This is a genomic window from Cupriavidus sp. 22TCCZM04-2 (assembly GCF_057798895.1).
Window position 1 is genome coordinate 1 of sequence record NZ_JBYOJS010000030.1, and the last position, 14065, is coordinate 14065.

10 protein-coding genes and 3 pseudogenes are annotated in these 14065 nt (G+C 61.2%); 10 read left to right on the forward strand and 3 right to left on the reverse strand.

Annotated features, from left to right (window positions below; translation table 11 throughout):
* Positions 1-87: 87 nt before the first annotated feature.
* Positions 88-899 (forward strand): IS5 family transposase gene (locus AC3FKG_RS28060; protein ID WP_488743105.1). Its coding sequence is split into 2 segments (ribosomal slippage): positions 88-427 and positions 427-899, totalling 813 coding nucleotides; the frame shifts between segments, so codons are not numbered across the junction.
* A 301-nt stretch (positions 900-1200) separates the two neighbouring features.
* On the forward strand, positions 1201-2658 hold the full coding sequence (locus AC3FKG_RS28065) for a hypothetical protein (protein ID WP_488744707.1): 1458 nt from the start codon (positions 1201-1203) through the stop codon (positions 2656-2658).
* Between the two features lie 407 nt (positions 2659-3065).
* Here AC3FKG_RS28065 and AC3FKG_RS28070 read toward each other — a convergent pair whose 3' ends face one another.
* Positions 3066-4121: a DMT family transporter gene (locus tag AC3FKG_RS28070; RefSeq protein WP_488744708.1), complete on the reverse strand. Its 1056-nt coding sequence runs from the start codon at positions 4119-4121 to the stop codon at positions 3066-3068.
* Between the two features lie 116 nt (positions 4122-4237).
* A pseudogene (locus AC3FKG_RS28075) lies at positions 4238-4742 on the reverse strand (efflux RND transporter permease subunit); the annotation flags it as partial.
* A 287-nt stretch (positions 4743-5029) separates the two neighbouring features.
* Between AC3FKG_RS28075 and AC3FKG_RS28080 the strand changes: the two are divergent.
* From AC3FKG_RS28080 to AC3FKG_RS28115, 8 genes and pseudogenes are all read left to right on the forward strand, one after another.
* Positions 5030-5581 (forward strand): annotated as a pseudogene (locus tag AC3FKG_RS28080) (chromate resistance protein ChrB domain-containing protein); the annotation flags it as partial.
* Between the two features lie 59 nt (positions 5582-5640).
* Positions 5641-6840, forward strand: coding sequence for a chromate transporter (locus tag AC3FKG_RS28085; protein WP_488744709.1), 1200 nt, complete (start codon positions 5641-5643; stop codon positions 6838-6840).
* Between the two features lie 15 nt (positions 6841-6855).
* Positions 6856-7446, forward strand: a complete 591-nt coding sequence (locus AC3FKG_RS28090; RefSeq protein ID WP_488744710.1) for a superoxide dismutase — start codon at positions 6856-6858, stop codon at positions 7444-7446.
* Between the two features lie 35 nt (positions 7447-7481).
* Positions 7482-7938 (forward strand): annotated as a pseudogene (locus AC3FKG_RS28095) (chromate resistance protein ChrB domain-containing protein).
* A gap of 705 nt (positions 7939-8643) precedes the next feature.
* Positions 8644-9012 (forward strand): PepSY-like domain-containing protein, encoded by a 369-nt coding sequence (locus AC3FKG_RS28100; RefSeq protein WP_483713642.1) that lies wholly within the window; start codon positions 8644-8646, stop codon positions 9010-9012.
* A 94-nt stretch (positions 9013-9106) separates the two neighbouring features.
* Positions 9107-10276 (forward strand): MFS transporter, encoded by a 1170-nt coding sequence (locus tag AC3FKG_RS28105; protein WP_483714476.1) that lies wholly within the window; start codon positions 9107-9109, stop codon positions 10274-10276.
* 55 nt (positions 10277-10331) lie between these two features.
* On the forward strand, positions 10332-11255 hold the full coding sequence (locus tag AC3FKG_RS28110) for a DUF1259 domain-containing protein (protein WP_488744711.1): 924 nt from the start codon (positions 10332-10334) through the stop codon (positions 11253-11255).
* Between the two features lie 18 nt (positions 11256-11273).
* Positions 11274-12332, forward strand: coding sequence for a YncE family protein (locus AC3FKG_RS28115; RefSeq protein WP_488744712.1), 1059 nt, complete (start codon positions 11274-11276; stop codon positions 12330-12332).
* A 406-nt stretch (positions 12333-12738) separates the two neighbouring features.
* Here the strand turns inward: AC3FKG_RS28115 and AC3FKG_RS28120 are convergent, their stop codons facing one another.
* Positions 12739-14061: an MFS transporter gene (locus AC3FKG_RS28120; protein WP_488744713.1), complete on the reverse strand. Its 1323-nt coding sequence runs from the start codon at positions 14059-14061 to the stop codon at positions 12739-12741.
* Positions 14062-14065: the final 4 nt, after the last annotated feature.

Genomic DNA, 14065 nt, shown 5'->3' on the forward strand with positions numbered 1-14065 from the left:
AGAAGCTGTTGCGAAATTACCCATAGGGTCTGTTAACTTTTTCGAGCCAGTGTTAACTTCCTGTCTTGTTTTGCCTGACAGGAAGCGATGCCCAGTGAACTGATAGACGACGAACTGTGGTCACTCATCGAACCGTTGCTGCCGGCGCGAGCGCCACGCAACCGCCGATATGCAGGGCGCAAGCCGACGCCGGACCGAGCGGTGCTAACTGGCATCGTGTTCGTTCTGCGCTCTGGCATCGCCTGGAACCTACTGCCGCAAGAGATGGGCTGTGGCTCGGGCACCGCCTGCTGGCGGCGGCTGGTTGCATGGCAGGAAGCTGGTGTCTGGCAATGCATCCACGAGACACTATTGGCCGAACTGCGCCGTCGCGGCCAACTCGACATGGCGCGCGCCATTGTCGACAGTTCCTCGGTTCGCGCCATGCTGGCGGGAAAAAAACTGGCCCGAACCCAACGGACCGGCGCAAGCTCGGCAGCAAGCATCACCTCATCGTCGACGCCCAAGGCATCCCGCTCGCGGTCATCCTGAGCGGCGCGAACTGCAACGACATCACGCAACTCGATGCGCTGGTCGAGGCGATACCTCCCATTCGCGGAAAGCACGGACGCCCTCTGCGCAAGCCGAAAATTGTCCAAGGCGACCGGGGCTACAGTTCCGAGCCACACCGACAGCGCTTGCGCAAGCGCGGCATCACGCCCGTGCTTGCCAAGATCGGCTCGCCTCACGGCAGTGGACTCGGCAAAACGCGCTGGGTCGTGGAGCGCTCGATTGCTTGGCTCCACTCCTTCAGGCGCTTGAAAATTCGATACGAACGATATGCCCATGTCCACGAAGCCTTCCTGTCACTTGCCTGTTCATTGATTTGCTGGAGCAGGCTAAAGCCCTGCATGAACTAATTTCGCAACAGCCTCTTAGGCGTACTTCCCTGCGCGGAAATCACCGCCCTCTTGGTGAAGGTGCGCACTGTCCCGCGGGAAATGAGCTTGTCCTGCAAGGCTGCGGGCAGATTCGCAAACCACGCATTGCTTACAAGGACGCGTCGGAGTTCTTGATCAGTGAAGTCACCAGGGGTGGGCATGGACAAGAAAAGAGATGAGTTGTCGCCTGGGCGACAAGTGGCAGGGCCCTTCAAATGTAGCATCCCCTCCAGTCTGGCCATGCTGGCCGGAACGCCTGACAACAGCAAGGAGACGAGTCGTGAAACAGCATTCTGGTTCGAGATCGGTCAATTCGGCCGCATCCCATCAAGTCCGCCGCCGAATCGCCATGGCACTGGCGTTTGCCGCTGCCTGCGGCGCAGTTGGCACGGTAGCCGCGCAATCGCGGCCGTCGAGGTCCGATGGGGCTGCGGTCGCGGATGTTGCCAAAAATGTGGCGCCCGGCCCGCGCAGTTGCTTCTGGTCGCGTGGCCCGGTCAGTGCCGATCCGTACATTAATATCGCATACCCTGATGCCGCCACGTTTTACTGGAGCGCGACGTTCTCAATTCCCGAGGGCGCGAGGCTTTCCATTGAGGGCAATTTTCCGCACTCGCGGTATATGTCGCTGATCAGCTATGACGGCGCCGGCGTTCCTGTCGAATCGGTTGCCGACTATCTGATCAGGCCCGCAGCGGGTGCGGTGAATCCCTTCCTGCCCGGGGCAAATCGCAATGCCGAAGCACGAGGATATTCGCTGACGGTAGTTGACGCAGCGCCTCCGGCCGACCAGCCTGTGGGCATGAACCTGCTCGGGCAGCAGCGCACAACATTGCACGCCCCGAAGTACGGATCCGGTCAACAGCAACTCCTCTATCGCATCTATGCGCGAGACAAGCAAATGGACGAGACTGGAGGCGTCGGACTGCCCATTCCCGTGCTGACACTCGCGGACGGCCAGGTGCTGAGGGGGGATGCGGCGTGTCCTGCCTTGCGCGCCCAGCAGCCGATGCAGATCGATCCGGCAGCGCTCGCGGTCCCGAGGGAGAAATACCGCGAACTTGTTGCCATCGCCCGGGAGGTAGGCAGGGAGAAGAATCAGCCTGCGTATCCGGCAACCAACCCGCCCACCTGGAATATCCAGTACGACCGAGAATATCTCTACAGCCTGTACACCGGGAAACCGCTGGCCAGCCCAAAGAAGAGTACTGGGGGCTTCTATCCGAACCTTGACAACCAGTACATCCGCACCATCGTCAACCGCAAGCTGGGCAAGGTGTTCGTCATTCGCGGCAAGGCGCCAACCACGCCGCGCACCGCCAACGGGGAAGCGGTGATGGGCACGGGCGAACTCAGGTACTGGTCCATGTGCTCGAACCAGGGCTTTGCCAATACACGGGTAAATGGCTGCGTCTATGATGAGCAGGTGCCGGTTGGTCCGGATGGCTTCTACACTATCGTAGTGAGCCGCAAGGAAGACCGTCCGAGCAATGCAATCGCACAATGTGGCATTGCCTGGCTGCCAATGGCAGATGACGGGGATGGCGCTGGCGACGCCGATGTCTCGGTGGTGCAACTGCGGCACATGCTTGGGACAACGGATTTTCCCCATGCGGTACAGGCCATCTCAAAGCCGGGCGATGAGCGCGAGGTGATGGGCGACTATTACCCGGCGGGCCGCTACATGTCGACATCAGCCTTCGAGACCGCGGCGCCATGCATGCAGGGCAGGCATTGATTCGCCGCAGCGCCGGCGAACTTCCCTCGGAGCGGCCAGCCGCTGGCGACATCGCAGAGCCACCGCTCCACTTTGGTACCCGACGGGTCGGGACCTGCCCCCGCCATCGAAGACTGGGCCAGCAGGCGCGGAGCGAGCTGCCCCAGCCTTTCGCAGTTCGCTCGCTCCGCGCCAACTGGTTGCCTCGAATAGGCCTGCAACGGCGGGCCAAGGGCGGCCGCCCGAGTGGTCACAATGGAAAATGCGTGAAGGGCCGCTCCTGGCCCGACTACGGCCAACGCCTTCCCTTGGTCGAACGGCAGCAAATCGGCAGCCAGTTTGAGTCACTCGGCATCCAAGCCTTCGATGACCGAGTAGATCAAGAACGGTCGCTCATCCCAGCGCACAGGACAAGGGGCAATGCCACTCTAATGCGTGTGGCGATGATGCACGTCCGGATAATGCGGATGCTTGTGCACCATGATCTCGTGCTCATGCCAGTGCCTATGGGGCTCTTTGCCATCCCACGGGAAGTCGTGCTTATGCTGATGATGCGCGTCGTGCCGATGCGAGTGACTGTGCGCCAGTGGCTCATGGATATGCTCGTGTTCGTGACGCTCTCTCAAATGCAGCCACACGCCCAGGGCCATAAGAGCCGCAGCAGCCCAGAACGCAATACCTGGCGCTTCCGGCCAGATCACAAACGAAATCAGGACTCCAAACAAGGGAGCAATGGAGAAATATGCCCCGGTTCGAGCGGTTCCCAACACGCGCAAGCCGACCACGAACAGCGCGAGACTCACACCGTATCCCGCAAATCCGACCATCAGCGCCCCCGCCAAAGTCATGACCGGTGGAAAGACCGCCCCATGCATGAGGGCGAGGGCCGAATTACACAGCCCTGCGACAAGGCCCTTCAGGCATGCAACGAGGAGTGCATCGTTGCTGGACACCTTGCGCGTCAGGTTGTTATCAATAGCCCAGCACAGGCAAGCGCCAACGATAAGCAACGCACCGGGCGAGATCTGCAGGCTGCCTGGCTGCCACGAAAGCAGCAGGCCGCCGGCCACGATGGCGACCATGCCGAGGACGATTTGGCGATCCGCGTTTTCCTTGAACACTACCCACGCGATAACGGCCGTGAACACGCCCTCCACGTTCAGGAGCAGCGATGCCGAGGCGGCATTGGTTGAGACGAGTCCGGACATCAACAAGGCGGGCCCCGCGATACCTCCCGCAAGGATTGCGCCGATCAACCACGGTACCTCGCCTCGCGGAATACCGCTTTGATCGCTTCCCGGGTCTGGCGCGGCCAAGATCTTCCGGATAGCAAGCACCAGCGCCAGCCCAATGCCACTTCCAAGATATAGCAGGCCCGCCAGCAGGAGGGGAGATACTGAGCCGGTTAGCGCCTTCGCGAGCGGAGTGCTTGCCCCGAAAAGCAAGGCGGCCAGTAACGCCGGGGACGCAGTACGAATAGACATTGGCGAATGAGGTTGATGAACCCGGGGTTACGTTGTCGTGCCGTATCAGACACGTCCGGATAGATTTGAAGGATTACGCTACCAGCACCCCTTGCACTTTCGGTGCCGTCGGCGGCCCGCCGCCTTAGCACCATGCCACAAATGGCGGGTAGCACGAACAATGTCAAAGCGGTGGCGGTAATAAGTCCCCCGATTACGACGGTCCAGGGGCTTTTGGACCTCTGCGCCGGCCCCTGTAGCAATGGCCATCGGCACAAAGCCGAGCGAAGCCACAGCCGCCGTCATCAGTACCGGCCGAACCCGTTCCATGGCACCCTCGATGACCGCTGTATTGGGATGGATAGCTGAGATAAGGACCAGTCCGTTCAGCACGGCCACGCCTGACACCGCGATGATGCCCACGGCCGCCGAAATCGAGAAAGGAATGCCTCGCAGCATGAGGGCGAAGACTCCACCGGCCAGCGCCAGGGGCACGGCTGTCAGTACCGTGATGGCCATATACAGCGTAATCGCGACCAGCAAAAAGCATGCGGGCACGATCAGCGCCAGCCGCTTGGTAGCGGCCTGCAGGTTCTGGAACTGACCGCCCCATTCGATCCACGTGCCGGAGGGCAGCTTGACCCTCCCGTTCGTTTGCGTCCAGTGGCATCGCCTCGTGGAGCTTCTCATGCAGATCGGTGGGTCGATCCTCTTCGAATGCGTGGACGTAGACACCGGCTATCGCGACGGCAATGCCGACCAGGGTGCCTACCAGCGTGGAAATGGATAGTCGTCGGATTCGCGACGCCCGAAGACCATTCCCCTTGCTGTACCTTCAAAAATATCCGGTCTGCCTCGCTTCCAGCACTGGCATTTGTAGAGACCTCTACAACGTTGCAGGGGTGGTTACGCCCAACTAAGCTGGGCACATGACTGCTCGTCCCTCTATTGCCGAAGCCGCATGGCTACTACTCGTCGTCAGTCTGCCGACCTCCGCCGCTACGCCGCGCATGCGGCTGTGGCACGGCATCAAGTCGTTGGGCAGCACGTCGTTGCGCGATGGTGCCTATCTCTTGCCCAACCTCCCGGGCCAGCGAGCCCAGCTACAAGCGCTGGCCGAGGACGCGGCCAGCGAGGACGGCAAAGTCTGGATGCTGTCCGCTGAAGCCGAGTATCGCGCACTGTTCGACCGGACTGCCGAATACGCAGCCTGGATGGCGGAGCTTTCCGACGCCCGTGCGACGTTGGGTGGAGCGGAAGAAGCGGCGCTGCTGCGCGTGGCTCGCCGGCACGGCCGGGGGTTCGACGCAATCCGCAAGATCGATTTTTTCCCCGACGAGTCGTCCGCCCGCGCCGAAGCGCAATGGCGCGATTTCAACGCAGCCATCGACATCTTGCTGTCCCCGGGTGAGCCGCATGGCGTGGCGGGCAGTATCCCGCGGCGCGACCCCACCCAGTATCAGGGACGGCGCTGGGCGACCCCAAGCGCTAGGTCGTTACCAATCCAGCCACGTTCAGATTCCCCTTTAGACGACACGAGATGACCCAACCCTCTGATACCTCCCCGGTCCATTCACCGCACGAACGCCCTGGATACACCTTGCGGCAACTGGTGATGTACTTCCTGCGACTCGGCACTTTGGGCTTCGGCGGTCCGGTTGCGCTCGCCGGCTATATGCACCGGGACCTGGTGGACGCGCGACAGTGGATCACCGATGCCGACTACAAGGAGGGCCTCGCGCTGGCGCAACTGGCTCCGGGCCCGCTGGCGGCCCAATTGGCGATCTACCTCGGCTATGTCCACTTCCGAATTTTGGGCGCCACGCTGGTTGGCATCGCTTTCGTGCTGCCATCGTTCCTGATGGTGGTGGCGCTCGGCTGGGCCTACGTGCGCTTCGGCGGCCTGACCTGGATGCAGTCGGTTTTCTATGGCGTGGGCGCGGCAGTGATCGGCATCATCGCGATCAGCGCCCACAAGCTGACCAAGAAGAGCGTGGGCAAGGACAAGCTGCTGTGGTTTATCTACCTGGTTCTCGTCGCAGTCACGGTCATTACCGAATCGGAGGTAGCCTGGCTGTTCGTCGCGGCCGGTGTTCTGGCCTGGTTCTGGCGCGCTCCGCCCAAGTGGCTGCGTCAAGGCAAGCTCAATGCGCTGGCGGCAACACCGCTGTCGGCGGCCAGCGGTATGGCCAGTACGCTGGACTGGCCACTCCTGTCACAGATCGGCGTGTTCTTTGCCAAGGCCGGCGCGTTCGTCTTCGGTTCGGGGCTTGCGATCGTGCCATTCCTGTACGGCGGTGTCGTCACCGAACACCACTGGCTGAACGACAAGCAGTTTGTGGACGCCGTGGCGGTGGCCATGATCACACCCGGGCCGGTCGTCATCACGGTCGGCTTCATCGGCTATCTCGTGGCAGGTCTGTCAGGGGCTTGTGTGGCGGCCGCCGCGACTTTCCTGCCCTGCTACCTCTTCACTGTCCTGCCTGCGCCGTACTTCAAGAAGTACGGCAAGCAGCCCGCCATTCTGGCATTCGTGGATGGCGTCACCGCCGCCGCCATCGGCGCCATCACCGGGGCAGTGATCGTATTGGCCAAGCGCTCAATTGTCGATATCCCGACCGCGCTGCTCGCGCTGGTCACCGTGGCCCTGCTGCTGAAGTTCAAGAAGCTGTCCGAGCCCATGATTGTGGCGGGAGCGGCTTTGATCGGCCTGGTGGCCTATCCGCTGCTGCATCACTGAATCACAGGAGATCCCATGACCTACCAGGTGAAGCCGCTGGCTTGCGATCCGAGGAGCCTGCCAGGCCTGTCGGAAAAGCTGATCGTCAGCCATTACGAAAACAACTACGGTGGTGCGGTAAAGCGCCTCAACGCCATTACGGCGGAGCTAGCTGCCTTGGATATGGCGACTGCCCCCGTGTTTGTCCTCAACGGCCTAAAGCGCGAGGAGCTGATCGCTTCGAACTCGATGATCCTCCACGAGGTGTACTTCGGCAACCTCGGTGATGGCGGCCCGCTGGCAGGCAATCTCAAGGCTTCCATCGAACGCGATTTCGGCTCGGTTACGCGCTGGCAGGCCGAATTCACGGCCATGGGCAAGGCGCTCGGCGGCGGCTCGGGCTGGGTGCTGCTGACCTACTCCCCACGCGACCGGCGACTGGTCAATCAATGGGCGTCGGATCATGCCCATACGCTGGCCGGGGCCACGCCCATTCTGGCGCTCGACATGTACGAGCACTCCTATCACATGGACTACGGCGCCAAGGCTGCGGCCTACGTGGACGCCTTCATGCAGAACATCCACTGGAAACAGGTTGCTGAGCGCCTGGCCGTTGTACAGCCGTAGGCTCAATTTCACCTTACAAACGAGCGGAGTCCGTCATGCAGTGGATTACACGGGAACAAGATCGATCGTATCGCCTGTCCATGGCTGATTGCGCGCTTCATCGACAAGACGCCAGACTTCCTGTACGTACCGACGGCAGACGTCGTCCGGATTGCCAATGAAACCGGTGCGATTCCGTATGACATCCCGGGCGTCGAACTTACACACGTGGGAGAGCTTTGCAGCTTTGACGCGTTTCTGGACAAATACAACCTTGGCAGTGATCCTGCCCTGCAGCAAATGGCGGGCATCGTTCGCGGGGCGGATACTTCGCGGCTAGATCTGACACCGCAATCGAGCGGCCTTTATGCCATCTCCCTGGGCCTTTCCCACGTATTCGCGGACGACCACGAGATGCTTAAGCACGGCATGGTGATGTACGACGCGCTGTATGCATGGTGTCAACACTGCCAGGCGGAAACGCACAAGTGGCCGCCCAAGATGCCAGCCTGAGCGAGTCAAAGGGACGATATCCATGAAACAGACCATGCTCATTCCCTGGCCTACTACGTCGCACGCGCGAACGCGCTCGAGAACAACGTCTCGCTGTATTACACGACGGGCGGGCGCCGGCACACAATCCGGTATCAGGAAGCGCCCGTCGCCACCCGGGTCTGGCACACGCTGCGAGCTGAATTCGCAGGAAGCCACATCCAGGTGTCACTCGATGGCAAGCGCTATATCGAAGTGACGGACGAACACATCACAGGAGCCGGTGCAGTGGGTGTATGGACCAAGGCCGATAGCGTCACCTTGTTCGACGCGTTCACGTATGGGGCCACCGCGAAGTAGGACCGGGAGGAGAAAGAGGTGAAGTTGAGGTCGGAACGAGGCTGGACGAAGAATCGCCTGTCCCCCCATATTTGCGTGGGAATTGCGATGCTATGCACAATCAATGCGGTCCTGGCCCAAGAGGTGTTCAAGCACCTGAGCGCCGCCTAAATCAAGAAGACGATAGCAGGGAAGATGGTCACTGACGGACCACATTGGGCCGACAGCTTTGCCCGGAACGGTACCGTCGAATCCGCTATGCAAGGCCACGCCCAGAAGGGGTTGGGAGTGTTCGCGGTAGCAATCTGCGCCTGGTATACCTCAACGCAAAGACCGAAGAGTGCTTCGAGGTGTGGCGACATGGCCAGATGATCGAATACCGTCGCGATGGACAACGCATTGCGCAAGGAACGTTGGACCATCAGTAAAGTGTTGGAGGAAACTGCTATGTCCCCTCGTGCGCGTGAAATCGCTGCGACAGCCCTGGCAAGTTTGCCGGGCCTGGCCGCATCGGGTTGCGACTGGCACCCATTCGGGAAATGCAGCCATCAGGTGATCGACATCTCACAGGTTCCCGCACCAGTCAAAACAACGATTAAACAGCAGACGAAAGGACGCGCAATCGGCGAGATCGAAAAGCAAGTGGTGGATGGCAGGGCCCGCTACGAGGTCACGTTAGGTTCGGGCACTGACAAGGCAACGCTACTCATTGGCGAAGACGGCAAGCTCGCCGACGACGATGAGGACGAAGACTGATTCCGCCCTGGACGAGACTGGGGTGACATCCGTCTCGGTCGTCAGCTCGAGGCTAGCCCGTTTTTTGCTTCCGCCAGGTATCGATACAAGCGTGATGCCGCTGCTCGTTGGGCGAGGGCTGCGCGGATTGTGCGACGGGTTCGTGGCAGTACTCTTGCCCGCATACCTGCTGGGTCTCGGCTTTGGCCAGTTTGCCGTCGGACTGATCAGCAGCGCCACGCTGATCGGCTCAGCACTCGCAACCATTCTGGTCGGGTTGATCGGGAGCCGCTTTCCCCTACGTCGTCTGCTAATCCTGGCCGCAGTCCTCATGGCAATCACCGGAGTGGGCTTTGCCGGCCTGTCCTCCCTCTGGCCACTGTTGATCGTAGCCTTCATCGGTACCCTGAACCCAAGTTCGGGGGATGTCAGCGTGTTCCTGCCGCTTGAGCAAGCTCGCCTGGCTGAGGCGGCGACACCGGAAGCGCGTACGGCGCTGTTTGCCCGATACAGCCTGATTGGCGCCTTCACTGCTGCCGTCGGCGCCCTGGCCGCGGCCCTGCCGGCCTGGATCTCTGCGCATGCCGGTTGGTCGATGATGGCTGCCATGCGCATGATGTTCGTCGCCTATGCCACGACCGGGGTTGCTCTCTGGGTGCTCTACACCAGACTGCCCGAACAGCGTCCGCAGTCATCCTCGGCGACAACTCCTCTGGGGCCGTCGCGCCGCATTGTCGTCCACCTAGCGATGTTGTTCAGCGTGGATGCGTTTGCAGGAGGCTTGGTCGTCAACGCCTTGCTGTCACTTTGGCTGATGCAACGCTTCGGGATGTCCCCCGGAGCAGCGGGCCAGTTCTTCTTCTGGACGGGATTGCTGACAACAGCCTCTCAACTCATCGCCGTGCCGCTGGCACGGAGGATCGGCTTGTTGAACACCATGGTGTTCACGCACATCCCTTCCAGTGCTTTCCTGATTGCCGCAGCCTTCGCGCCGTCATTGATGCTGACCTTGGCGCTGTTGCTGATGCGTAGTGCGTTGTCGCAAATGGATGTACCGACCCGGACGGCGTTTGTGATGGCAGTGGTCACGCCGGCCGAGCGCACTGCGGCCGCGAGTTTGACAGCGGTTCCCAGAAGCCTCGCTGCCGCAGTCGGCCCGGTTCTTGCGGGAGGCTTGATGGCGACGGGCTGGATCGGGGCGCCATTGCTGGCCTGTGGCGTGTTGAAGATTGGCTACGATCTTGCCATGTTGCACGCCTTCAGGCGTGTCAAGCCACTCAATTGAGCTGATATCGGCGCCGAGCCAACCTAACTTTCTTCAACAGTGACCGGAGTGAATCATGCGAATGGCAAAAAAAATTGTTGTGGGCCTTTCCAGCATTTTTGGCGCATGTGCGATCGCTGTGGCAGCGCCTGCAGAACGACGCGCGACGATGGATACCGCACAAATCGAGCAAGTCACGGGCCTGAAAGGCAGCTTCTCCGAGGCCGAGAATGTGTTCAAGGTTTCCAAGCCGCGTACGGATATTCCAATCAAGGTGGATGGCACGACCATGCCCCCCTTCATGGGACTGACCTCTTGGGCAGCGTTCACGCCCGCGCGTGGACGTCAGGTCATGCTGATGGGAGACACCGTTCTCTTTGAGGACGAGGTAAATCCTGCCATGAGCGCAGCGCTTGAGGCCGGGCTGCAGGTTACGGCACTCCATAATCACTTTTTCTTTGACCAGCCACGGGTGTACTTCATGCACATCAGTGGCATGGGCGACCCTGCACAGCTCGCCGGCAGCGTAAAGAAGCTGTATGACAAGGTGGCAGAGATTCGGGCCGCCAGTCCCTCGGTGGCATCCACGTTCCCGGGCACAATTGGGCAAAACAACGCAATCAGTCCCGCGCCCTTGGAAGCCATCCTCGGAAAAAAGGGACAAGCCAGCAACGGCATGTTCAAGGTTGTGATTGGCGCCAAAGCGACTATGCATGGGGTGAGCTTCGGCAACGAAATGGGCGTGAACACATGGGCGGCGTTCGCCGGCACTGACGACATGGCGGTCGTAGATGGCGATTTTGTGATGCGCGAGGACGAGCTTCAGCCAGTACTCAAAGCGATGAGATCGGGCGGCATCAATATCGTTGCCATCCATCAGCACATGATCGACGAGCAGCCGCGCTACATGTTCTTGCATTACTGGGGCAAGGACAAGGCGACAGCACTGGCAACCACTGTCAAGAAGGCCCTCGATGCACAGGCCAGCGTGCATCGGTAGCAATGCTGGGAGTCAGGGATGAACACGAGGCGAAATCTGTACCAAACGCCATCGCGAAGATGCTTGTCCGGTATCGCCTTCGCTCTCGCCGTATTGCTCGGCCCGGCTCATTGCCTTCCCGCTACAACAGCACTACCTTCCCGGGCTCTTCCGCTGCAGCATGTAGGTGATTTTCCCTTACCCGGCGGCACGACGCGCTGGGACTATCTTAGCCTCGACCCAGCCAGTTCAAGACTCTTCATTGCACACCTTGGCGATAGCGCAGTCGTCGTCATGGATATCAAGACCAAAACCATATTGGCAACGATTGGCGATGTCGGTCACGTGCACGGCACGCTGGCTGTTCCGGAACTCAATCGCGTATATGCATCAGCGGCTGCGACAAACGAAGTCGTGGCAATTGATGCAACCGCACTAAAGATTGTGGCGCGCATACCCGGCGGTATTTATCCCGACGGCATCGCCTATGCCCCCGAAGCTGGCAAGCTGTACGTCTCCAATGAGACTGGCAATACGGAGACCGTGATTGACGTTCGCACCAATCAGCGTGTCGCTACCATCGAGTTGGGCGGCGCCGTCGGTAACACACAGTACGATCCGGCCACCCGGCACATCTTCGTCAACGTCCAGGGACGCCGGTCGCTTGTCGAGATTGATCCGCGCACGGATAAGATCGTGGACCGCATTATCTTGCCGGGGACCGCCGGTAACCACGGGCTGCTGATTGTGCCGGAGCTGAGGCTCGCCTTTATCGCCTGCGAAGGGAATGATCGCTTGCTCGTACTGGACATGAAGAGTAAGCAGATGGTCGCGAACTTTGGGGTTGGCCGAGAGCCGGACGTGCTGGGCTACGACGCCATCCTTTCACAGGTTTATGTGGCAAGCGAAGCAGGGGTGCTGTCGATTTTCAAGGTCACTGAAACGGGGGTGAAAAAGGTGGGGGAAGGCTTTGTAGGGCCAAATGCGCATAGTCTGGCCATAGATCCTGTTGCGCATGAAATCTACCTCCCTTTGAAGGACGTCGAACATCACTCTGTGATGCGAGTCATGAAGCCTCGAGCGACACGCCCCGGTTGAGCTTCATGCTGGTCAAGAATCTGATGCGGCGAACGGCCGCTTCCCCCATCAGAGCGGTCGTCTGGCACCCAAAACCCGAATGCCCGAGACGGGTCGGCTACGGAAGTTCCGGGCTTGAGTGCTGATGGGGCGCCTGGCGAAAGGCCTCAACTGCCGGGTTCGGCCGCCTGCGAATGCTCGCCCATGAGTTGATGCGGATATTCGAACGCCCGCTCTACTTCGACAACGGCCGTTCAGCTTATAGCGGCGGGGCAGCACTGGATCGCATAGCGACGGCTGCCACGGTCACCCAGTTGACCGAAGTCGGCCAACCCTATAGCGATCGGTACTACCGAAGTGCTCATTCGATGGAGCGCGGTCGCCGGGCTCGGCCTGCCGCATCCGTGAAGCCCCCGCGGCGGCCGAATCAATCCGCGACACGCTGCTCCGCAAACGCCAGCAGCCCCAACAGGCTCACCGTGCCGCAGCCGAGCACGTACCATGCAGGCGACAGCGGGCTACCTGTCACGCTCAGCATCCACGTCACGATAAATTGAGCGAAGCCTCCGAACAGCGTCACGCCGCAGGCATAGATGATCGCCAGCCCGGTGGCACGCACTCGGCGCGGGAAGGCCTCCATGATGAATAGAAAGCCGGCCGGCGCGCCCAACGTAGCCAGCAGCATCACACCGCATACCAGCACCAGTGCCGACCCGAGTGACGGCGCATGCTGCACCAGCAGAAATCCCGGCAGGATCCCTACCAGCGACACCATGCGCAACGTCAGCAGCAGCGGCTTGCGGCGACTCAGGCGGTCGGCGAGCACCCCCGCGAGCGGCGATACCATCAGCATGATCGCCCCGGCCGCACAGGCCGCGAGCAGCGACGTGGCGGCCGGCATGTGGAGGGTCCTGACCAGCCAGGCCGGCGTGAAGAACACCACTACATACATTTCGGCCGTGCCGCCAAGGATCAGTAGCGTGCCGAGCAGCAGCTTGCGGCCATGTTGATGCACCGCCTCGGACAGCGCGCTGCGCTCGCGCGCCACGTCCTGGTGGGTCTCGTCGAGATGGCGGCGGATATAGAAGCCGACCGGGCCAATCAGCAAGCCGAGCAGGAAGGGCACACGCCAGCCCCAGCTTTCCAGCGCGGCCTGCGACAGGCCGTGCGTCAGCAGGGCGCCGCACAGTGCGCCGGCCAGCGCCGACGCGCCCTGCCCGGCCATCTGCCAGCTCACCATGAAGCCGCGGTTGCTGCGTGTCCCGGACTCCATCAGGAAGCTGGTAGCGGCGCCGATCTCCCCGCCGGCCGAGAAGCCCTGCAGCAGCCTGCCCGTGACCACCAGCAGCGGCGCGGCGATGCCGATCTGTGCATAGGTGGGCGCCAGACCGATGATGGCCGTGCCTAGCGCCATCAGGCCTATCGTCAGCGTCAAGGCCGGCTTGCGACCGGCACGATCGGCGTAGTTGCCGATCACCACGCTGCCCAAAGGCCGCATGACAAAGCCGATGCCGAACGTGGCCAGCGCCAGCAGCAAGGGGCCATATTCGCCCTCTACCGGGAAGAACAGCTTGCCGATCAGCCCGGCGAAGAAGCTGAACACCGTGAAGTCGAACAGCTCCAGCGCGTTGCCGAGCGAGGCGGCGATCACGGCGCGGCGCTGCCTGGTGAAAGTGGCGGCGTCAGCCTGCGCGGTCGGCAAGCCAGGCGAGGCAGTGCCGGTCAGGGCCGCATCGAGTCTCTGCTCCATATAG